The sequence below is a fragment of the Pseudomonas sp. FSL R10-2964 genome (assembly GCF_009600035.1).
In the GTDB taxonomy this organism is placed as follows: domain Bacteria; phylum Pseudomonadota; class Gammaproteobacteria; order Pseudomonadales; family Pseudomonadaceae; genus Aquipseudomonas; species Aquipseudomonas bubulae.
On sequence record NZ_WIWH01000040.1, the window covers coordinates 35,661 to 55,265 of the forward strand.

The following is a 19,605-nucleotide window of genomic DNA, read 5'->3' on the forward strand; positions in this document are numbered from 1 at the left end:
CGGCCACCGGCCAGGTCAACGAGGTGGTCCTGCGGGTTGTCAGCGCTTCCAACTCATCGATGCTCAACTCTGACGAACAGGCCAGCCGCACCAGTAGCGTCGCCGCTGCTATCAACGAACTGGGCGCCGCCGCACAGGAGATCGCCCGCAACGCCGCCCAGGCCTCGCACCAGGCCAGCGATGCTCGCGGCCTTGCCGAGGAAGGCCAGGAAGTGGTCGAACGCAGCATCAGCTCGATGCAGAAGCTGTCGCAAATGCTTGGCACCTCCAGCGGTCATATCGAGTCGCTTAACGACAAGACGGTGAATATCGGTCAAATCCTGGAGGTGATCACCAGCATTTCCCAGCAAACCAACCTGCTGGCCCTTAACGCCGCCATTGAAGCAGCTCGTGCTGGCGAAGCCGGGCGTGGCTTTGCCGTGGTCGCCGATGAAGTGCGCAACCTGGCACACCGCCCCCAGGAATCGGCGCAGCAAGTGCAGAAAATGATCGAAGAATTGCAGATCAGTGCCCGAGGCTCAGTGAGCACCATGGAAGAAAGCCAGCGTCACAGCCAGGACAGCGTGGAAATCGCCAACCGCGCGGGCGAGCGTCTGATCAGCGTGACCGAACGCATTGGTGAAATCGACGGCATGAACCAGTCTGTCGCCACGGCAACCGAGGAACAAACCTCGGTGGTCGAGTCGATCAATATGGACATTACCGAGATCAATACGCTGAATCAGGAAGGCGTCGAAAACCTTCAATCAACCCTTCGCGCGTGTTCCGATCTGGAACAGCAGGCTGCCCGCCTGAAGCATCTGGTGGGCAGTTTCAGGATTTAGGCTTCAGGCACACGCTGCATGCCTGCAGCGTCTAGCTCCTGCGCCCAAAGCTCGGCGGCACCGGGGAAGTCGGTGCCGTCCTCGGGGCTGAGGGCATCCGGGTCATAGCGACTCAGACAGCCCTCACCCAAGGTCGGTGGAGCACTGGATGTCGCCTTGTCGAGTGGATCGCTCATCACATCCTCCGCCGGCAATCCTTCGCGAGCAGGCTCGCTCCCACGGTGTCGATCAGAACACTACAGTCTTGTTGCCATGCACCAGTACGCGATCTTCAAGGTGATAACGCAAGCCACGGGCCAGTACCATTTTCTCGACATCACGGCCGAAACGCACCATATCCTCAATGCTGTCACTGTGGCTGACACGTACCACGTCCTGCTCGATGATAGGACCGGCATCCAGCTCTTCAGTCACATAATGGCAGGTTGCACCGATCAGCTTCACGCCCCGCATCGAGGCCTGGTGATAAGGCTTGGCGCCGACAAACGATGGCAGGAAGCTGTGGTGGATATTGATGACCTGGCCGGCATATTCGCTGCACAGGTCAGGTGGCAGGATTTGCATGTAACGGGCCAGTACCACCACTTCGGCAGCATGGTGCTTGACCAGACGCGAGACTTCGGCGAAAGCCGGTTCCTTGTTCTTCGGGTCAACCGGTACGTGATAGAACGGGATGCCATGCCACTCGACCATGCTGCGCAGGTCGTCGTGATTGGAGATCACGCAGGAAATATCGCAGTCCAGTTCATCGCTGTGCCAGCGGTGCAGCAGATCTGCCAGGCAGTGGGATTCGCGGCTCGCCATCAATACCACGCGTTTTTTCTGCGCCGTATCGGTAATGCGCCACTCCATCGAGAACTCTTCGGCGATCGGGGCAAATGCCTCACGAAACGCCTCCAGCCCGAACGGCAGGGAATCGGCACGGATCTCGTGACGCATAAAGAACCAACCGCTCTGGTCGTCCGAGTGGTGGCTTGCTTCAGTGATCCAGCCATTGTGGGAGGCAAGGAAATTGCTGACCTTGGCGACAATGCCGACGCCGTCGGGGCACGCAATCACCAACCGAAAAGTGCGCATGAGGGGAAAACTCCAAAAACTTTACTAAGGCCGCCATTCTAGCGAGTGCGCAGCAAAACTGCAGTATTCGTTACAGCTCGGCACCTGCGCCATCGGGTCGCGCACCGAAGGTGCCACACCAGCATCGACGTGGCCTGCACTGCAATGGACGGACACTTGCCGATGTTATTGATCGTCCATATTAACCTCACTGTAGCGCGGTGTATTTAATAGCGCGCATATTCCCGAGGGCAAAGTTAATGAATAAAATTTTAAATTAAATAGCCCTTTCATGTTTACTTGCAGTAACTGTCTGACTACTATTGCGCCACTGTCTCCCTGACATCCTTTTCAACATAAGGTTATCCTCATGTCCCTGATCAACGAATATCGTGCAACCGAAGAAGCCATCAAAGAACTGCAAGCCCGCCTGAAGAACCTGTCCGAAGACGACAAACTTCAAACCGAGCTGGAATTTGAAGGCAAACTGCGCACGCTGATGGGCGAATACCAAAAATCGCTACGCGATATCATCGCTCTGCTGGATCCGGAATCCAAAGTTAGCAAAGCACCTCGCGGCGTTGTTAAAACCACCGGCACCAAACGTGCCCGTAAGGTTAAACAATACAAAAACCCACACAATGGTGAAGTGATTGAAACCAAAGGTGGCAACCACAAAACTCTGAAAGAGTGGAAAGCCAAGTGGGGCGGCGACGTGGTTGAAGGCTGGGCTACTTTGCTCGACTAAGTGACACCGGGCCCGCAACTATTTTGCGATGCCACTAAAAAACGCCAGCATGCTGGCGTTTTTTATTGCCTGTGTTTTAGTCAGCACTCTCGGCGGGCGGGCTCAGCCCGACACGCCGGCTCAATGCCTGGGCATAGCGCTGCCATTCGCCCAAAAGCTTTAGCTGGGCCGGCGTGGCACTGCGCGACAGCTCATCTGCTGCCTGCATAAAGCTGTCCAGGGTCAAAGGCGCACCCATGGCCGGATCCGACAAACGCTGCTGGCAGAAGATATGCCAACGCTGCTGTTCTTGTTCACTCAGGGTATGAGGAAAGTTTCGGGCGCGGTATCGAAACAATAATTCGGGCAAGCGTTCATCATCAAATGGCCATGTATCTTTGGCCAATTGCTCCGGGTCACTGTGCCTGACCTGCTCACACAGGCGACGGTCTCGATCGCCAATAAACCCGTCATACAATTGCTGCTCCGGATCTTCACTGGGGGTAAAGTCTTCGCGGGCATAAATGGCCGACAACTTTTCCTGCCAAACTTGCTGAGCCTCAACAAGGCTCCGGGCTCGCGCGTGATAGAGGTCCATGTCCAGTTGCAATCGCTGTTGGTCCTGGGCACGCACTACATTCAAGGGGGCGACCACCGGGCAACGATTAACTTGAATCAGCTTTAGCCCAACGGGTAATTGACCGTCGGGTAAATCTTCACGCCGGGTATAGAGCATCTTGCGCAACGCTGCGGCGTCCATCTTCAGTAAAGGCTGAGGGTCTAAGTGCAGGTCGTAGACAATCAGAGCATTACGATTCTTTGGGTGCCAACCCAGCGGCAAGACCACACCGGCATAATGTCTGGCCGCGGAAAAACGCCCCGAGATATGCAGCATGGGCTGCAATAGCCGAATTTGATCAAGCACACGTTGTTTGCTGCGCAACTGGAATAACCAGTCATATAACTTGGGTTGTTTGTCACGAATCAGCCGGGCCAGCGCAATGGTTGCCCGTACATCGGACAACGCATCGTGGGCCTGGCCATGATCAATCCCGTTAGCCGCCGTCAACCGTTCAAGCTTGAGCGTCACCCGCCCCTCTTCCTCTGGCCAGACGATGCCTTCAGGCCGCAGGGCATAGGCTGTTCGCACCACATCAATGAGGTCCCAGCGACTGTTGCCACCCTGCCATTCACGTGCATAAGGGTCGAAGAAGTTTCGGTAGAGACTGTAGCGCGTTACCTCATCATCAAAGCGCAACGAGTTGTAGCCCGCCCCGCAAGTGCCGGGCAGTGCCAGCTGGGCATGGGTGCGAGTCATGAACTCGGCTTCGCCCAGGCCCTTGTCTTCGAGACGAGCGGGCGTGATGCCGGTGATCAGGCAGGCCATGGGATGAGGGAGGATATCGTCGCTTGGCTGACAATAGAGGTTGACCGGCTGATCAATCTCGTTGAGTTCAAGGTCGGTGCGGATGCCGGCCACTTGCACCGCCCGGTCGCAGCGCGGGTTGATACCAGTGGTTTCGTAGTCGTACCAGAAGATAGAGGTCACGGGGTGTTCCTGAGCAGTAGACCCGGACAGTCTAGGCGCTCAAACCCGGGCAAGACCAGCCCCGGGGCTATGCAGAGGCTTGCAGGGGCTGGAAGCTGAAGTAGCGCTGCAAGGCACTGATCAAACCGCTGTACTCGGCGGGTGGCTGATACAGGATAAACCCGGAATCGTAATAATGCGGCGTTAGATCCTCACGGCACCACAGGCAACGCGCTGTCAGGTCGATAAACTGCACCTCCCCATCGGCACCGGGAAGCTTGATCCGAAACTCGAAATTGGCGTCGACCAACATCGGTAACTGGCTGATCAGCATCAACCCGCCATCAGACACATTGCCCAGATAGCCAATAGGCTTGTCCGTGAACCGATTGAACACTTTCAGGAAAAACGTCAGTTGGTGCCGCTGGATAAGCCGTTCGATAACCATGTTCAACTTCACTATAGAGAGGCCATTCAGCATGGCCGCGCTGGCGTCTCGAAACGCCCTGTCCCCCACATCCGGGCCAACAGTCACGTGTAGATCTGCCCGCCATCTTCACCTGAAGCTCGACATATCAAGCAGCGACAGAGCGAGTCATCCGTTTGTGTACCAAGAGAAACAAAAAACACTCGAACGAATTTGATATTAGCCAACCGGGCACAAATGACCAGTTTAAATTTCGCCCATCATGGAATGCTTACAGGCACTGCCTGGGCAGTAGTGCCGGGGCCCGGGATGAACCTGAGAATGCGCAATGTCTCGATCCGAGCCTTGGCCCGGTAGGCGTACTCGCTCTTGGGAAATTCGTTGATGATGTACTGGTAGGTCTGGGACGCATCCAAGTAAAACTTCGTACGCTCAAGACACAGTCCACGGAGCATAGCTGTTTGTGGCCAAATGTACGGGCGACTACGACTGTCGCGATCAACCTCGGACAACTCAAGCATTACCGTTTCACAATTGCCCCGGTCGTAAGCACGATAGGCATTGTTCAAATGATGGTTCATCGACCAACGGGTACAGCCGGTCGCACTGGCGACCAAGATTAAAACGAGCACGATTCGCATGGGGCATCTCCTGTTCATAACAGTGTATCGACCCCACGGCCAGATTCTTCAGACAACAGACCCGATGCACCACAACTTAAGCAGAAAGTAGTGCAGAGGAACAATGACTACAGCCAAAGACCATAGTAGCCTTTGGCAGCGCTTGAACTCAGGAGTCTTTGCATGTCTGTTCGTCGAACCAAAATTGTTGCCACACTTGGCCCTGCCAGCAATTCACCGGAAATGCTGGAACAGCTGATCCTCGCTGGCCTGGACGTTGCCCGTCTGAACTTTTCCCACGGCACCCCCGACGAGCACAAGGCTCGCGCCAAGCTGGTACGTGACATCGCTGCCAAGCACGGTCGTTTCGTAGCCCTGCTGGGTGACCTGCAAGGCCCGAAAATTCGTATCGCCAAATTTGCCAACAAAAAGATCGAGCTGAAGATCGGTGATCAATTCACCTTCTCCACCAGCCATCCGTTGACCGAAGGCAACCAGCAAGTGGTCGGCATCGACTACCCGGACCTGGTTAAAGACTGCGGCGTCGGCGACGAGCTGCTGCTCGATGACGGCCGTGTGGTGATGCGTGTAGACACTGCCACCGACGACGCCCTGCACTGCACCGTGCTGATCGGCGGCCCACTGTCCGACCACAAAGGCATCAACCGTCGCGGTGGTGGCCTGACCGCACCGGCCCTGACTGAAAAAGACAAGGCCGACATCAAGCTGGCTGCCGAAATGCAAGTCGACTACCTGGCCGTGTCGTTCCCGCGTGACGCTGCCGACATGGAATACGCCCGCCAACTGCGCGACGAAGCCGGCGGTACTGCCTGGCTGGTAGCGAAGATTGAACGCGCCGAAGCCGTAGCCGATGACGAAACCCTCGACGGCCTGATCAAGGCCAGCGACGCGGTGATGGTTGCCCGTGGCGACCTCGGTGTTGAAATCGGCGATGCCGAGCTGGTGGGCATCCAGAAGAAAATCATTCTGCACGCACGTCGCCACAATAAAGCGGTGATCGTGGCAACCCAGATGATGGAGTCGATGATCCAGAACCCGATGCCAACTCGTGCCGAAGTGTCCGACGTTGCCAACGCCGTTCTCGACTACACCGACGCCGTGATGCTCTCGGCTGAAAGTGCTGCCGGCGCCTACCCGCTGGAAGCCGTGCAGGCTATGGCGCGCATCTGTGTCGGCGCTGAAAAGCACCCGACCAGCAAAACGTCCAGCCACCGTATCGGTAAAACCTTCGAAAGCTGCGACCAGAGCATTGCGCTGGCGGCCATGTACACCGCCAACCACTTCCCGGGTGTCAAAGCGATCATCGCCCTGACTGAAAGCGGCTACACCCCGCTGATCATGTCGCGCATCCGCTCCTCGGTGCCGATCTACGCCTACTCCCCGCACCGTGAAACCCAGGCGCGCGCGGCAATGTTCCGTGGCGTCTACACCGTACCGTTCGACCCGGCATCGCTGCCGCCAGAACAGGTCAGCCAGGCTGCCATCGACGAGCTGCTCAAGCGTGGCGTTGTGGAAAAAGGCGACTGGGTCATCCTGACCAAGGGCGACAGCTACCACACCATCGGCGGCACCAACGGCATGAAGATCCTGCATGTCGGCGACAAAATGGTTTAAGCCTGCAAGGTTTGAATCCCAAGCCCCGCCTGAGTGATCAGGCGGGGCTTTTTTGTGCGCCTAGCTGCGGGTCAAAAAGGCATCGGCCAACAGCTGATTACGCGGCAAGCCCGCCAGAAACAAACGTTTGGCAAAGGCATCGACCGTATCCGGGTGACCGCAGACCAAGGCACGGGTCTGGCGCGAGACAACCCCCATCTGTAACAGGTAGTCGGGCAACTGAGGGCGTTCAAGGTACTCGACCACAAACCCTGGACAAGCCGCCGACAGGGCCAGCAGTTCGCTCTGGAGGTAATGCTCAGCCTTGTCGCGGGCCACATGCACCAGCCGTATCGGGCCTTGATGATCCTGACGCAAGGCCTCGCGCAATACGCCATACAAAGGCCCCAGGCCGGTACCGGATGCCAGCAGCCAGAGCGGTTGCTCCTGCCAGTCCGGATCATAACGCAGTGCGCCGCCGCGCAACTCGCCCAGCCGTACAACGTCACCGACCTTGAACTGGCGGGCCGCGTCGACAAACTCACCGGGGTGCGCACAATCGAGGTGAAACTCCAGAAAGCGGTCTTCTTCGGGCAGGCTGGCCAACGAATACGGCCGCGCCACATCGCCGGCCCAAAGCACCAGATGCTGGCCTGCGCGATAACGCAAAGCCCGCTGCGGCGTGAGGCGCAAGCGCAACACCGTCGGACTGAGCCAGTCGAGCCCTGCCACTTGGGCCGGCACACCGTCGCGCAGCGGGTCAAAGGCTTCAATCTGCAGGTCTTCGACAATTTGACACTGACAGGCCAGGCGCCAGCCCTGCTCATGCTGGTCCCGACTCAATGCCTCGGGCTTGAGATCGGCGGGCTCACCACGCACGCAGCGCACCAGGCAGGCATGGCAACTGCCCGCCCGGCAACTGTAGGGCACCGACACGCCAACCTGATTCAAGGCATCGAGCAGGTTAGTGTTCGGGGCAACTGACCAGTGCTGGTCAGCGACGTGTAACTGGGGCACTGCTGGCCTCCGCAGGGTAAGCCTGTGGGAGCTGGATTGCTCTCGATGCAGGCGGCGCGGTTTTTTTGAATGACCGCGGTGATGCAATCGCGAGCAAGCCCGCTCCCACAGTTGATCTTCATATATTTCGTGGTTTTACAGTTTAACTTATCACCCCTCGTCCACCCCCTACTTTCGTTTGCACCTCTACGGGTGTATCAGTGAGAGTACCGGGTTATACTGCCGCGCCGTTTTTGTACCGGTCATGCGTGTCCGGTATGCCAAGCAAAGATGTTTTCGACAGACCGATGCACCAAGGTCGCAAACACCTTATTGATTGTATGTTCCCGTCTTATAGAGGAGCGCGACCCATGACCGTGATCAAGCAAGACGACCTGATTCAGAGCGTTGCTGACGCCCTGCAATTCATTTCCTACTACCACCCCGTGGACTTCATCCAAGCCATGCACGAAGCCTACCTGCGCGAAGAATCGCCAGCGGCCCGTGACTCGATGGCGCAAATCCTGATCAACTCGCGCATGTGTGCCACCGGCCACCGTCCGATCTGCCAGGACACCGGCATCGTCACCGTATTCGTACGCGTCGGCATGGACGTGCGCTGGGATGGTGCCACCATGGGCCTGGACGACATGATCAACGAAGGCGTGCGTCGCGCTTACAACCTGCCGGAAAACGTCCTGCGTGCTTCGATCCTGGCCGACCCGGCCGGTGCCCGTCGCAACACCAAGGACAACACCCCTGCAGTGATCCACTACTCCATCGTTCCGGGCAACACCGTGGAAGTGGACGTGGCAGCCAAGGGCGGCGGTTCCGAGAACAAGTCGAAAATGGCCATGCTCAACCCGTCCGACTCGATCGTTGACTGGGTGCTCAAGACCGTTCCGACCATGGGCGCGGGCTGGTGCCCACCGGGCATGCTGGGTATCGGCATCGGCGGCACCGCGGAAAAAGCCGCAGTGATGGCCAAGGAAGTGTTGATGGAATCCATCGACATTCACGACCTGATCAAGCGTGGCCCGAGCAACCGTATCGAAGAGATGCGCATCGAGCTGTTCGAGAAGGTCAACCAGCTGGGCATCGGCGCCCAGGGCCTGGGCGGCCTGACTACCGTGCTCGACGTAAAAATCATGGACTACCCGACCCACGCAGCGTCCCTGCCGGTGTGCATGATCCCGAACTGCGCGGCCACCCGTCACGCCCACTTCGTGCTGGACGGCTCCGGCCCGGCAGCCCTCGAAGCGCCACCGCTGGACGCCTACCCGGAAATCGTCTGGGAAGCCGGCCCGTCGGCCCGCCGTGTCAACCTTGACACCCTGACCCCGGAAGACGTGCAGAGCTGGAAGCCGGGCGAGACCGTCCTGCTCAACGGCAAAATGCTCACCGGTCGCGACGCGGCGCACAAGCGCATGGTCGAAATGCTGAACAAGGGTGAAACCTTGCCGGTAGACCTCAAGGGTCGCTTTATCTACTACGTTGGCCCGGTTGATCCGGTGCGTGACGAAGTGGTTGGCCCTGCAGGCCCGACCACCGCTACGCGAATGGACAAGTTCACTCGTCAGATCCTTGATCAGACCGGCTTGCTGGGCATGATCGGCAAGTCCGAGCGCGGCCCTACCGCCATTGAAGCGATCAAGGAACACAAAGCCGTGTATCTGATGGCTGTGGGCGGTGCTGCTTACCTGGTCGCCCAGGCGATCAAAAAGTCCCGTGTAGTAGCCTTTGCCGAACTGGGCATGGAAGCGATCTACGAGTTCGATGTCAAAGACATGCCGGTTACGGTGGCAGTCGACAGTAAAGGCGAGTCGGTGCACATCACCGGCCCGGCGATCTGGCAGAAGAAAATCAGCGACAGCCTGGCTGTAGAAGTGCAATAAGCGCTTTTAGCCAGAAATAAAAAGGCCGGGTTATTAACCCGGCCTTTTTTATGCCTGTCCAAAAGCCCCCTCACCCTGGCCCTCTCCCGGAGGGAGAGGGTTGGGGTGAGGGCAAGCCGTTAAAAAGCGTTGCGGAAGATCTCTTCAATCTGCCCCTGATCGGCTTTGCGCGGGTTGGTAAAGCCACAGGCATCTTTCAAGGCGTTGGTGGCCAGGATCGGGATGTCATCCAGCTTGGCGCCCAAATCCCGCAGCCCGGCAGGAATCTCGACATCCTTGGCCAGAGTACGAATCGCCGCAATGGCCGCTTGCGCGCCCTCTTCCGGGCTCAAGCCACGTACATCGGCACCCAGTGCATGGGCGACATCGGTCAGGCGGGCTGCACACACACTGGCATTGAACGTCTGCACATGGGGCAACAACACCGCGTTGCATACACCGTGGGGCAAATCATAGAAGCCGCCCAACTGGTGCGCCATCGCATGCACAAAGCCCAGCGAGGCATTGTTGAAGGCCATGCCCGCGAGGAACTGTGCGTAAGCCATATTCTCCCGCGCCGTCAGATTCTTGCCGTCGCTTACCGCCTGACGCAGGTTCTGGCTGATCAGTTCCATCGCCTTGATTGCACAGGCATCGGTAATGGGATTGGCCGCCGTGGACACATATGCCTCGATGGCGTGGGTCAACGCGTCCATGCCCGTGGCGGCAGTCAGGCCCTTGGGCATCGCCACCATCAACTCAGGGTCGTTAACCGACAGCAGCGGCGTCACGTTGCGGTCAACAATGGCCATTTTCACATGGCGCTCTTCGTCGGTGATGATACAAAACCGCGTCATCTCACTGGCCGTGCCGGCCGTGGTATTGATCGACACCAGCGGTAACTGCGGCTTGGCCGAGCGATCGACGCCTTCGTAATCACGGATATGCCCGCCATTGGTGGCACACAGCGCTATACCCTTGGCGCAGTCATGGGGCGAGCCGCCACCCAGCGACACAATAAAGTCGCACTGATGCTCCTTGAGCACCTTCAAGCCCGCCTCGACGTTGGCAATGCTCGGGTTCGGCTTGGCGCCGTCGAAAATCACCGAATCAATATCCTGCAACGCGAGCTTCTCGGCGATCAACGTCGCAACCCCCGCCTTGGCCAACCCCGCGTCGGTCACAATCAAGGCCTTGCGAAAACCATAATTGCGAATCGCAGTCATGGCTTCATCCAGGCAACCGTTACCCATAATGTTTACAGCAGGAATAAAGAAAGTGCTGGTCATGTCGAGTTCTCTTCGCGGGTCATTGGCTAATTCGGTCTCCACAGCTTCCTCCAATCACAAAGCAGCAATGTTGATCTGGCTCAACACTTGAGCGTGATAAAGTCCGCTACCGCCCACGCCTTGAGACGATATTTGCGATGACCCCCTTCCAGGAATTTGATGCCCAACTAGAAGACTGGAACCAGTTACGCACCAGCACCCCGTGCAGCGGACTGCTGATTGGCAACGGCGCCAGCATGGCCGTGTGGCATGATTTCTATTACGACTCGCTGTTTGAAAAAGCCAAAAGCGTGGCCGAAAAGCCGCTGAGCCAGACCGAACTCAGCGTGTTCGAGGCCCTCGGCACGCGCAATTTCGAACATGTACTCAGCGCCCTGAAAACCGCAAGCAAGGTCAACAAGGCACTGGCCATCAACTCGGCCTCGCCGCGCAAACGCTACTACGCAATCAAGGAAGCCCTGATCAACTGTACCCAGGACGTGCACATCCCCTGGCGCCTGATGCAGCCCGAAACCCTGACCTGCTGGAACGAAGAACTGGCGCGCTACGCCACGGTGTACTGCGCCAACTATGACCTGCTGGCACCCTGGGCCGTGATGCACGCACCCAAAGGTTTCAACGACCTGTTCGGTACCCCGCAGGCAACCTTTGAGCCTGCCGCGGCACTGGCCAAAAGCAGGACTACACGTGTGCTGTACCTGCACGGCGCGCTGCACCTGGTGAAAAACCAGGAAGGCAAGGCGCGCAAGCTGGCAGCCAACGAACCCACATTGCTAAGCAACTTTGCGATCAACCACTCCATCAGCGCCCTGGACGACGTACCGCTGTTTGTCAGCGAAACCGGCAGCGAAGACAAGCGAAAATCCATTCGCCAGTCCGATTACCTGTCTTTTTGTCATGAGCAGTTGCTGACCCAGAAAGACGCGCTGTGCATCTTCGGCCACAGCTTGGGCGAGCAAGACCAGCACCTGATCGATGCCTTGCGCCAGGCACCGTTGAAAACCCTGTGCATCTCGATTTACCCGCGCAGCGAAGCCTTTATTCGCTTTCAGAAAAACCACTACACAGCGTTGTTTGCCGACAAGAAGCTTGAACTGCGCTTCTTTGATTCAAAAACCCATCCGTTGGGCGATACCAGGCACTCAGTACCTGTGGAACGGTAAACCTGTAGCCGCTGACGAGCAGCGGCAACAGGAAAAACTGCAACTGTGGGAGCGAGCCTGCTCGCGAAGGTCGTTCGCGAGCAGGCTCGCTCCCACAATAGGGTTTGATCTACAACAGAGTATCTACAGGGTTACAAGAGCACACATTCAGGTATCAAAATTTCTCTTTGATCACCGTGGTCGGGCCATTGTGCTTGACGCTGGCAATGCCCTTGTCCCGCGCGGCCTCCGAGGAGTACAGCTCGCTGGTGCCGATGATCTGGTGATTGGCCGCCTTCAGGTTGAAGTATGGCTTGCCGTCCTTGGCCACTTTCTTCTCGTAGCGCTCATCCAGCGGGCTGTTGACCTGCACCGAGGCGATCCCGCCCTTGGCCGCCGCCAGCGTGGTGTATTGCTCGCTGACCAGAATGGTTTCGGCATTCGCCGCCTTCAGTACAAAACGGAACTGCCCGCTGCTGGTCTTGCTCAACTCATACCAACCCGACATAGCCTTTCTCCCGAAATTAAAGGTTCCTGCACTTATTCAGTAAAGACCCCATGGGCTATTTATCCATTTATCGACCGGAATGAAGGAAACAGGAAATTTCAACGAGACAAATAGCAATGGTTATCGATACCATTCGCAGCTTATTTGCATCGCTGTGTCTATAAGGATCTTCATGTCTGGCCTTAAACCCGATCCGCCCGCGGCCGATCACTTTCGCGAGTTCTATACGCAAATTTTGCACTTTCTGCGCAAGCGTACCGACAACACCAGCGATGCAGCCGACATGACCCAGGATGTTTTCACCCAATGGCTGGGCTATCAGGACCGAGGCAAAATCGAACAGCCCCGGGCGTTTTTGTTCCAGATGGCGCGCAATCTGTTGCGCGATCACTGGCGTCGACAGCAAGTGCGACACGCCGCTCACGGCGAGCACAGTGAAAGTGAGGTCGAGCCCTTGAGCGATGACAGGGATGATCCGATGGTCGCAGCCCTGCGCCTGCAACGCCTTGAACAACTTAAAAGGGTAGTTGCAGAACTCTCGCCCAGGCGTCGAGAAGCCCTTATGCTGCACCGTTTTGAAGGCTTGAGTCAGGCACAGATTGCCGAACGCATGGGGATATCCGTGAGCATGGTTGAAAAGCACATTGCCCAGGCCTTGCTGCACTGCAAGCAACATCTACAGCGGGACAGCGGCAAGGAGCAGACACAATGAGCCCTTTTCACACGGCCGGTGACGACAGCATCGATGAACAGGCCGCCAATTGGTTTGCACGCAACCGCAATACCCGCAACCAAGGCAGTTGCGAACAATTCAACGCCTGGCATGCCAACCCGAGTCATGCCCGGGCCTATACCGAATTTGAATCGTTGTGGGCCGACCTGGGAGAACTTGAACAGATCAACTCGCCGGTACCCCTCCCTGCCAAGCCCCGGCGCGCACACTTTGCGCTGGCCACTGCTGCCGCCGTGCTCTGCGCCGTCTTTGCACTGAACCTGGGCGCCCCGGTGGCGCTGCATCAACAGCAGGTCAGCACACTGGCCCAAGGCGCCCGCACGATATTGCTACCCGACGGCAGTACCCTGAACGTGAATGCCAACACGCGCCTGAGCCTGGACTTCAGCGCCCACCAGCGTGACATCTATCTGGACCAGGGCCAGCTTTACATCGAGGTCGCGGCCAACAAGGAGCAGCCGTTGGTGGTGCATGCCGGGGAGGCGCGCATACGGGTGGTCGGCACGGGGTTCGATGTACGCCGCAGTTCGCGCCAATTGGTGGTCAGCGTGGCCCACGGCGAGGTTGCGTTCATCCCAGACCCCAGGTCAGCAATGCTGCTGGGTGCACAACAACGCGCCACCTGGGACTACAACAGGGGAGCACTCATAGAACAGACGTTGAGTGCGGGCGAAGTGGCGGGCTGGCGCAGCGGCCATCTGTCCTTTCGCAATCGCGAACTGGCCAGCCTGGTGGATGAACTGGACCTCTACCGCCCGGGCCTGATTCAGTTGGCCGACGGCCCGCTGACTGGCTACAAGGTTTCAGGCAACCTGGATGTCAGCGATCCACTGGCACTGGTCAAAGCCCTGCCCGCCCTGATCCCGGTAAAAACCGTGCTGCTGGACAGCGGTAAAATCCGTATCGAACCACGCTAAAAAAACATATGCGAATATTTTCCATTCGCATATGTGGTTTTTTCATTTTGCTGCGTCTTCCTCCGGTCTGCGTTGCTAACGCATGTCTTTTTGGCCTTTGTTGCCACACCGGGGGATTTCATGTTTCGCGCACCACATTGCTTCTCGCATTTGTACACCCGCCCGACACTGCTGGCGGCTTGCCTGGCGATCAGCCTGCAAGCCCACGCGGAGTCGATCCAACTGCAACTGCCAGCACAATCGCTGGCCAGTTCGCTGAGCGAGGTGGCACAGCAGGCAAAAATCCAGCTGCTGTTCGACGAAGCCCTGTTACGCAACGTGAAAGCCCCGGCACTCAGTGGCACCTTCGAGCCACAGGAAGCCATCCAGCGCCTGCTCAAAGACACCGACTTCAGCCTTGTGCAGATCGATCGCACCTACGTCGTGCGGCCCCGGGAGTCCGGCACCACCACCAGCAACAGCCTGGAGCTGGGCGCAGTCAGCGTGGTGGGCAACGGTAGCGAGGTCGACTCCAGCAACGTCGGCAAGTCGACCATGACCCAGGAGCAAATCAACCGCTATCAGGCCAATAACATTCCCAGCCTGCTCGCCACCCTGCCAGGCATCAACCTCGGCGGCTCGCTCAAGCCCGGTGGCCAGACCATCAATATCTGGGGCATGGGAGAAGCCGAAGACGTACAAATGACCGTCGATGGCGCGACCAAAAGCGGCTTTGAACGCTACAAACAGGGCACGATTTTTATCGAACCCGAGCTGATCAAACGCCTGGAAGTCGAAAAAGGCCCCCACGATATCCACACCGGCAATGGCGGTTTTGCCGGTGTTGTGCACATGGAAACCAAGGACGCGACCGACTTGCTCGAAGAGGGCAAGAACACCGGCGCCATGCTCAAATACGGCTACAGCAGCAACGACCATCAACAGGTCTACAGCGGCGCTGTTTACGGTCGCACCGAAGATGGTCGCGCCGACGCCCTGTTTTACTACACCAGACGCGACGGCGACGACATGAAGCTGGCCGGTAAAATGCCCAACCCCGGCAATGTCTACCCGGTTAACCCGCAGCGTCTGCCCAATACGGCCCAGGACCTGGACGGACAACTGCTCAAGCTCAACTTGCACCTCAATGACGAACACAGTGTGGGCATGTCTTACTCGCGCTCGAACAACTATTTGTGGGTGCCCTTCTCGGCCGTGAGTTACCCGGCGCCACGCAGCCAGGCCAACATCGACAAATATGGCTACGACATAGCAGCGCGGCGCTACCTGTCCAACCGCTCGACGATCGACACCACCTGGTCGGCCAAATACAAATACGAACCCCTGGACAACCCGCTGGTGGATCTGGAGGTCAAGTACTCACACTCCAACACCGAGCAAACCGACAAGCGCGATGCCCAGGCCTTTACCCAGCCCACCAGCGGCGGGCGCAAGATGGAAACCGGCTACACCGATGACATGCTCCAGGTCGAGAACATCAGCCTGTTTGCCAGCGGCCCGCTGGACCATGCAGTGACCACCGGCGTGCAACTTCGCAAGCACCAGCGTGATGTGGACATGTGGATGCCGGGCGGTATCTACGACGTCGAAAAGTACAACTACGGCCACTACCAGCCCAACTTCATGCCCCGGGGCAAGGTCGACACCAACAGCTTCTATATTCAGGACGCCATCACCTGGGGTGACTTCACCCTCACGCCGTCCATGCGCTACGACCACGTACGCAATCGCGGCCAGGAAAACGACGCGCCGTACTATAACCACCCGGAACTGGGCCATGACTACAGCGACAAACCTACACCGGCTGGTCGCCTCGCCTGTCGGCCTTCTGGAAAATCACCCCGAAAACCGCCCTGTTCCTGGACTACAGCAAAACCTGGCGTGCCCCGGTGATTGACGAGCAGTACGAAGTACAAAGCGTCGGCAGCCGCACCTCCAGCAGCCTGGGCCTTGATCCGGAGCGCATCACCGGCTGGCGCGGCGGCAACATCACCACCTTCGACCAGATTTTTGGCGACAACGACCACGCCCTGGTGCGTACCACCCTGTTCCGCAACACCGTCGACGACGAGATTTTCAAGGCCACGGGGGTAGGCTGCGCCGCGCAAACGCCCACTGTCAGCATGAGCGATGCGTGCGGGCCCAACATGCCCAACTACCGCAATATTGGCAGCGTGACGATCAAGGGCTTCGAAATTGAAAGTTTCTACGAATCCACCTACGTGTTCGGATCACTGTCATATGCATGGATGACCGGCAAACACCAAGGCGCCTACACCAACCCTTGGGGTCCCAACGTCTGGGCGCGTGACATACCCGCGCCCAAGTGGATTGCCGTACTGGGCACCAAGATCCCGAGCCTGGATGCCCGGATTGGCTGGAAGGGAGAATTCGTACGCAAGACCGACCGCTTGCCGAGCGACAACTACTACAGCAGCCCGATCAGTGCGCTGGGCGACCGCTACTGGGACCAGTTCCCCAACGACAGCTACAACGTGCAGGGCCTGTTTGCCAACTGGAAGCCGCAGCAGCCGTACCTCAAGGGCACCGAAGTCAACTTCACCCTGGACAACATGTTCAATAAAAACTATCAGCCGATGCTTAGTGGCGAAAACGCCTACAGCCAGGGCCGCAATGCCAAGATCAGCGTGACGCGGTTCTTCTGAGTTGGCTGATCCGGCAAACCCTCTGTAGGAGCGGGCTTGCTCGCGATTCCGCCGGCACGGTGTATCTGGCCGACCGCGCCGATGCCATCGCGGGCAAGCCCGGCTCCCACGGGTGTGTACCGCTCACACCCGCAAGCGCTATTGCGGGAGAGCGCGGCTACTGTGACGTGCTACCACACTCAACTCCGGCGCCTGCACCCGGCGCTGGCTCAAGTAGCGGGTGCAGCTCACGCGCAGGAACGAGGCAAAGTTGACTACTTCGCCACGATAATCCATCACCTCTTCATAGAGCTTGGCCACCAACTGGTTGGTGGTCATGCCATCTGTTTCGGCGATTTCGCTGAGGATGTCCCAGAACTGGTTTTCCAGGCGCAAAGTGGTGACCACACCGCAAATACGCAATGAGCGCGAACGTGACTCGTAAAGAATCGGGTCGGCTTTTACATACAGTTCACACATGGTCACGCCCTCTGCCTACAAAGTGATTTTGGTACCCAGCAAACCCAGGAATGCCGCCAGCCACGCCGGATGTGCCGGCCACGCAGGGGCTGTGGCCAGGTTGCCTTGCACATGGGCCTTGGTCACATCGATATCGATATAAGTCCCCCCCGCCAGCCGCACTTCCGGTGCACACTCCGGGTAAGCACTGCACTCACGGCCTTCCAGCGTGCCCGCAGCGGCCAGCAGTTGCGCACCATGGCACACTGCTGCAATTGGCTTGGCCGCCTTGTCGAAGTCACGCACTAGCTCCAGCACCTTTTCGTTCAGACGCAGGTATTCCGGCGCACGACCGCCCGGCACCAGCAGTGCGTCGTAATCGCTGGCTTTCACCTTGTCAAAGTCGAAATTCAGGGCAAACAAGTGCCCGGGCTTTTCGCTGTAAGTCTGGTCGCCTTCGAAGTCGTGGATGGCAGTGCGTACGGTCTGGCCTGCGGTTTTTCCCGGGCATACCGCATGAACCTGATGGCCGACCATCAACAGTGCCTGAAACGGCACCATCACTTCATAGTCTTCGACGTAATCGCCAACTAGCATCAGAATTTTTTTCGCTGCCATGGTGCGTGCTCCTGTGGGGTAAGACCTTGGGCCAGTAAGAGTAGCCAAGGTAACCCCTGAGCGCGCGGGCGGGTAATAGCCATGTACTACGTTCCCGCCGGAGCTGCTTACAGGCTTACTTCAGCAAACCGTCTGCTTGAAGCAGGGTTTCGAGGCAGTGTTCCTGAATGTTGTAGAACGCCTTGAGTTCCTGGATTTTCACCAACAACTGCGCCGGATCGGAAGGTTCGGCACGTTTGACCGCGAGGATCATCTTGTTTTTATTGGTATGTTCCAGCGAGATAAACTCGAACACCTTGGTGTCATAGCCGCAGGCTTCGAGGTACAGCGCGCGCAGGCTGTCGGTGACCATTTCGGCCTGCTGGCCCAGGTGCAGGCCGTATTGCAGCATCGGCTTGAGCAGCGCCGGGCTCTGGATTTGCAGGCGGATCTGTTTGTGGCAGCACGGCGAGCACATGATGATTGCCGCCCCGGAGCGAATGCCCATATGAATCGCATAGTCGGTGGCAATATCACAGGCATGCAGGGCGATCATCACATCGATCGGGGTGGGTGCAAAACTGCGCACATCGCCGTGCTGGAAGGTCAGGCCCGGGTGCTCCAGACGCTGGGCGGCGTTATTGCACAGCGTGACCATGTCTTCACGCAGCTCAACCCCGGTCACCAGGCCTTCGGCTTGCAGGCTGTGACGCAGGTAATCGTGAATGGCAAACGTCAGGTAACCCTTGCCCGAACCGAAATCCACCACCTTGACCGGCTGATCGAGCTTGAGCGGTGAGCTGCTCAGGGCGTGGGAAAACACCTCGATAAACTTGTTGATCTGCTTCCACTTGCGCGACATTGCCGGGATCAGTTCTTGCTGCTTATTGGTCACACCCAGGTCCGCCAGAAACGGCCGGGTCAGATCCAGAAAGCGATTTTTCTCACGATTGTGCTCAGCCGACGGCACTTCGCGCTCTTGCTGGCTTTTGCCTTTGAACAGCGAGCTTTTACCCTTTTTGCTGTATTCAAGCTGCACTTCGTCGGTCAGGGTCAGCAGGTGGGCATTTTTGAACGCTTCGGGCAGCAGACCGGCAATGATCGCCACGCCTTCGTCCAGCGGGAAATTCTTGGTGATATCGCGGGTTTTATAGCGATATACAAAGGACAGGCAAGGCTGCTCCTTGACTGTTACCTGCTTGATGATCACCCGCTGCAATTCAGCCTCGGGGCCCACGTATTTGGCCAGCACCAGCTTGATAAAGGAATTCTGGGCCAGACCGGTTTCCAGCAGGTTCAAAAATTGCGCACGATGATCCGGCACAGACGCGGCGGTGGTAGCAGTCACTGACATTGAAAAAGGTGCCTCGGGGGTGCAGGAGGGAAAATCAGAAAACGAATGGCAGGTATTTTAGGCGTGTTGGGCGCTCAGGGCACGGGGTAATTTCATACGGGCACGGACAGTGGCGGGTATGCAGACCTTGCCAACAATTATAAATGGTTTGTGATGTGAAAAATAATTGCAGCTCATATGAGTAGAACAGTAAGAATGCCGGCCGACATGTGAAGATCGGCGGCCGCGAAAACTGAGTGCAACACCTGACCTTTCCGGTACGGTGCTGCCCCTATGTCCTATTCCGAACTCAGCG

18 protein-coding genes and 1 pseudogene are annotated in these 19,605 nt (G+C 57.8%); 8 read left to right on the forward strand and 11 right to left on the reverse strand.

The window, feature by feature from the left end:
* The first annotated feature begins 59 nt into the window (after positions 1-59).
* Positions 60-824: a methyl-accepting chemotaxis protein gene (locus GHN92_RS24475; RefSeq protein WP_372239756.1), complete on the forward strand. Its 765-nt coding sequence runs from the start codon at positions 60-62 to the stop codon at positions 822-824.
* Here the strand turns inward: GHN92_RS24475 and GHN92_RS19860 are convergent.
* Together GHN92_RS19860 and purU are read right to left on the reverse strand one after the other, a co-directional pair.
* A complete protein-coding gene (locus GHN92_RS19860) occupies positions 821-1,000 on the reverse strand; it encodes a hypothetical protein (protein WP_095001794.1) in 180 nt (59 codons plus the stop codon). The genes GHN92_RS24475 and GHN92_RS19860 overlap by 4 nt on opposite strands.
* A 52-nt stretch (positions 1,001-1,052) precedes the next feature.
* Positions 1,053-1,901: a formyltetrahydrofolate deformylase gene (gene purU, locus GHN92_RS19865; protein ID WP_095001795.1), complete on the reverse strand. Its 849-nt coding sequence runs from the start codon at positions 1,899-1,901 to the stop codon at positions 1,053-1,055.
* Between the two features lie 349 nt (positions 1,902-2,250).
* Here purU and mvaT point away from each other — a divergent pair, with 349 nt between their 5' ends.
* Positions 2,251-2,628, forward strand: coding sequence for a histone-like nucleoid-structuring protein MvaT (gene mvaT, locus GHN92_RS19870; RefSeq protein ID WP_048363549.1), 378 nt, complete (start codon positions 2,251-2,253; stop codon positions 2,626-2,628).
* A 76-nt stretch (positions 2,629-2,704) separates the two neighbouring features.
* Here mvaT and sbcB read toward each other — a convergent pair whose 3' ends face one another.
* From sbcB to GHN92_RS19885, 3 genes are all read right to left on the reverse strand, one after another.
* Entirely contained in the window at positions 2,705-4,156 is a 1,452-nt protein-coding gene (gene sbcB / locus GHN92_RS19875) for an exodeoxyribonuclease I (RefSeq protein ID WP_178102653.1), read from the reverse strand.
* Positions 4,157-4,223: 67 nt separating this feature from the next.
* Positions 4,224-4,583 carry a PilZ domain-containing protein gene (locus GHN92_RS19880; RefSeq protein ID WP_095001797.1) on the reverse strand — a complete coding sequence of 120 codons (360 nt, stop codon included), beginning with the start codon at positions 4,581-4,583 and terminating at the stop codon, positions 4,224-4,226.
* A 239-nt stretch (positions 4,584-4,822) separates the two neighbouring features.
* Complete coding sequence (locus GHN92_RS19885) at positions 4,823-5,203, reverse strand: tol-pal system YbgF family protein (RefSeq protein WP_095001798.1); 381 nt, start codon at positions 5,201-5,203, stop codon at positions 4,823-4,825.
* Positions 5,204-5,365: 162 nt separating this feature from the next.
* Between GHN92_RS19885 and pyk the strand changes: the two genes are divergently transcribed.
* A complete protein-coding gene (gene pyk / locus GHN92_RS19890) occupies positions 5,366-6,817 on the forward strand; it encodes a pyruvate kinase (protein ID WP_088377893.1) in 1,452 nt (483 codons plus the stop codon).
* A gap of 60 nt (positions 6,818-6,877) precedes the next feature.
* Here pyk and GHN92_RS19895 read toward each other — a convergent pair whose 3' ends face one another.
* Complete coding sequence (locus GHN92_RS19895; RefSeq protein ID WP_095021324.1) at positions 6,878-7,813, reverse strand: iron-sulfur-binding ferredoxin reductase; 936 nt, start codon at positions 7,811-7,813, stop codon at positions 6,878-6,880.
* A gap of 350 nt (positions 7,814-8,163) precedes the next feature.
* Between GHN92_RS19895 and GHN92_RS19900 the strand changes: the two genes are divergently transcribed.
* Entirely contained in the window at positions 8,164-9,687 is a 1,524-nt protein-coding gene (locus GHN92_RS19900; protein WP_095001801.1) for a fumarate hydratase, read from the forward strand.
* Positions 9,688-9,806: 119 nt separating this feature from the next.
* On the opposite strand, the gene yiaY is transcribed toward GHN92_RS19900, so the two are convergent.
* The gene (gene yiaY / locus GHN92_RS19905; protein WP_095001802.1) at positions 9,807-10,955 is read right to left on the reverse strand and encodes an L-threonine dehydrogenase; all 1,149 of its coding nucleotides are present in this window, start codon (positions 10,953-10,955) and stop codon (positions 9,807-9,809) included.
* 137 nt (positions 10,956-11,092) lie between these two features.
* Here yiaY and GHN92_RS19910 point away from each other — a divergent pair, with 137 nt between their 5' ends.
* Positions 11,093-12,118: a DUF4917 family protein gene (locus tag GHN92_RS19910; RefSeq protein WP_153380902.1), complete on the forward strand. Its 1,026-nt coding sequence runs from the start codon at positions 11,093-11,095 to the stop codon at positions 12,116-12,118.
* A gap of 154 nt (positions 12,119-12,272) precedes the next feature.
* On the opposite strand, the gene GHN92_RS19915 is transcribed toward GHN92_RS19910, so the two are convergent.
* Positions 12,273-12,605 carry a YegP family protein gene (locus GHN92_RS19915; RefSeq protein ID WP_095001804.1) on the reverse strand — a complete coding sequence of 111 codons (333 nt, stop codon included), beginning with the start codon at positions 12,603-12,605 and terminating at the stop codon, positions 12,273-12,275.
* Positions 12,606-12,777: 172 nt separating this feature from the next.
* On the opposite strand from GHN92_RS19915, the gene GHN92_RS19920 reads away from it, so the two are divergent.
* The 3 genes and pseudogenes from GHN92_RS19920 (at position 12,778) to GHN92_RS19930 (ending at position 16,921) form a co-directional block, all read left to right on the forward strand.
* Positions 12,778-13,317, forward strand: coding sequence for an RNA polymerase sigma factor (locus GHN92_RS19920; RefSeq protein WP_130872077.1), 540 nt, complete (start codon positions 12,778-12,780; stop codon positions 13,315-13,317).
* The gene (locus GHN92_RS19925) at positions 13,314-14,255 is read left to right on the forward strand and encodes a FecR family protein (RefSeq protein WP_095038651.1); all 942 of its coding nucleotides are present in this window, start codon (positions 13,314-13,316) and stop codon (positions 14,253-14,255) included. The genes GHN92_RS19920 and GHN92_RS19925 overlap by 4 nt, the downstream gene beginning before the upstream one ends.
* 120 nt (positions 14,256-14,375) lie before the next feature.
* A pseudogene (locus tag GHN92_RS19930) lies at positions 14,376-16,921 on the forward strand (TonB-dependent hemoglobin/transferrin/lactoferrin family receptor).
* A 138-nt stretch (positions 16,922-17,059) separates the two neighbouring features.
* On the opposite strand, the gene GHN92_RS19935 reads toward GHN92_RS19930, so the two are convergent.
* From GHN92_RS19935 to GHN92_RS19945, 3 genes are all read right to left on the reverse strand, one after another.
* Positions 17,060-17,380, reverse strand: a complete 321-nt coding sequence (locus GHN92_RS19935) for a ribbon-helix-helix domain-containing protein (RefSeq protein WP_095026575.1) — start codon at positions 17,378-17,380, stop codon at positions 17,060-17,062.
* 15 nt (positions 17,381-17,395) lie between these two features.
* Complete coding sequence (locus tag GHN92_RS19940; protein WP_153380904.1) at positions 17,396-17,977, reverse strand: DJ-1/PfpI family protein; 582 nt, start codon at positions 17,975-17,977, stop codon at positions 17,396-17,398.
* A gap of 115 nt (positions 17,978-18,092) precedes the next feature.
* Positions 18,093-19,310, reverse strand: coding sequence for an SAM-dependent methyltransferase (locus GHN92_RS19945; protein WP_130872075.1), 1,218 nt, complete (start codon positions 19,308-19,310; stop codon positions 18,093-18,095).
* Positions 19,311-19,605: the final 295 nt, after the last annotated feature.

Coding starts and splice junctions, on each gene's coding strand:
- purU (WP_095001795.1), bottom strand. CDS start 1,901: ATGCGCACTTTTCGGTTGGTGATTGCGTGCCCCGACGGCGTCGGCATT.
- GHN92_RS19920 (WP_130872077.1), top strand. CDS start 12,778: ATGTCTGGCCTTAAACCCGATCCGCCCGCGGCCGATCACTTTCGCGAG.
- pyk (WP_088377893.1), top strand. CDS start 5,366: ATGTCTGTTCGTCGAACCAAAATTGTTGCCACACTTGGCCCTGCCAGC.
- GHN92_RS19885 (WP_095001798.1), bottom strand. CDS start 5,203: ATGCGAATCGTGCTCGTTTTAATCTTGGTCGCCAGTGCGACCGGCTGT.
- GHN92_RS19900 (WP_095001801.1), top strand. CDS start 8,164: ATGACCGTGATCAAGCAAGACGACCTGATTCAGAGCGTTGCTGACGCC.
- GHN92_RS19910 (WP_153380902.1), top strand. CDS start 11,093: ATGACCCCCTTCCAGGAATTTGATGCCCAACTAGAAGACTGGAACCAG.
- GHN92_RS24475 (WP_372239756.1), top strand. CDS start 60: ATGCTCAACTCTGACGAACAGGCCAGCCGCACCAGTAGCGTCGCCGCT.
- mvaT (WP_048363549.1), top strand. CDS start 2,251: ATGTCCCTGATCAACGAATATCGTGCAACCGAAGAAGCCATCAAAGAA.
- GHN92_RS19925 (WP_095038651.1), top strand. CDS start 13,314: ATGAGCCCTTTTCACACGGCCGGTGACGACAGCATCGATGAACAGGCC.
- yiaY (WP_095001802.1), bottom strand. CDS start 10,955: ATGACCAGCACTTTCTTTATTCCTGCTGTAAACATTATGGGTAACGGT.
- GHN92_RS19945 (WP_130872075.1), bottom strand. CDS start 19,310: ATGTCAGTGACTGCTACCACCGCCGCGTCTGTGCCGGATCATCGTGCG.
- GHN92_RS19915 (WP_095001804.1), bottom strand. CDS start 12,605: ATGTCGGGTTGGTATGAGTTGAGCAAGACCAGCAGCGGGCAGTTCCGT.
- GHN92_RS19940 (WP_153380904.1), bottom strand. CDS start 17,977: ATGGCAGCGAAAAAAATTCTGATGCTAGTTGGCGATTACGTCGAAGAC.
- GHN92_RS19935 (WP_095026575.1), bottom strand. CDS start 17,380: ATGTGTGAACTGTATGTAAAAGCCGACCCGATTCTTTACGAGTCACGT.
- GHN92_RS19860 (WP_095001794.1), bottom strand. CDS start 1,000: ATGAGCGATCCACTCGACAAGGCGACATCCAGTGCTCCACCGACCTTG.
- GHN92_RS19880 (WP_095001797.1), bottom strand. CDS start 4,583: ATGGTTATCGAACGGCTTATCCAGCGGCACCAACTGACGTTTTTCCTG.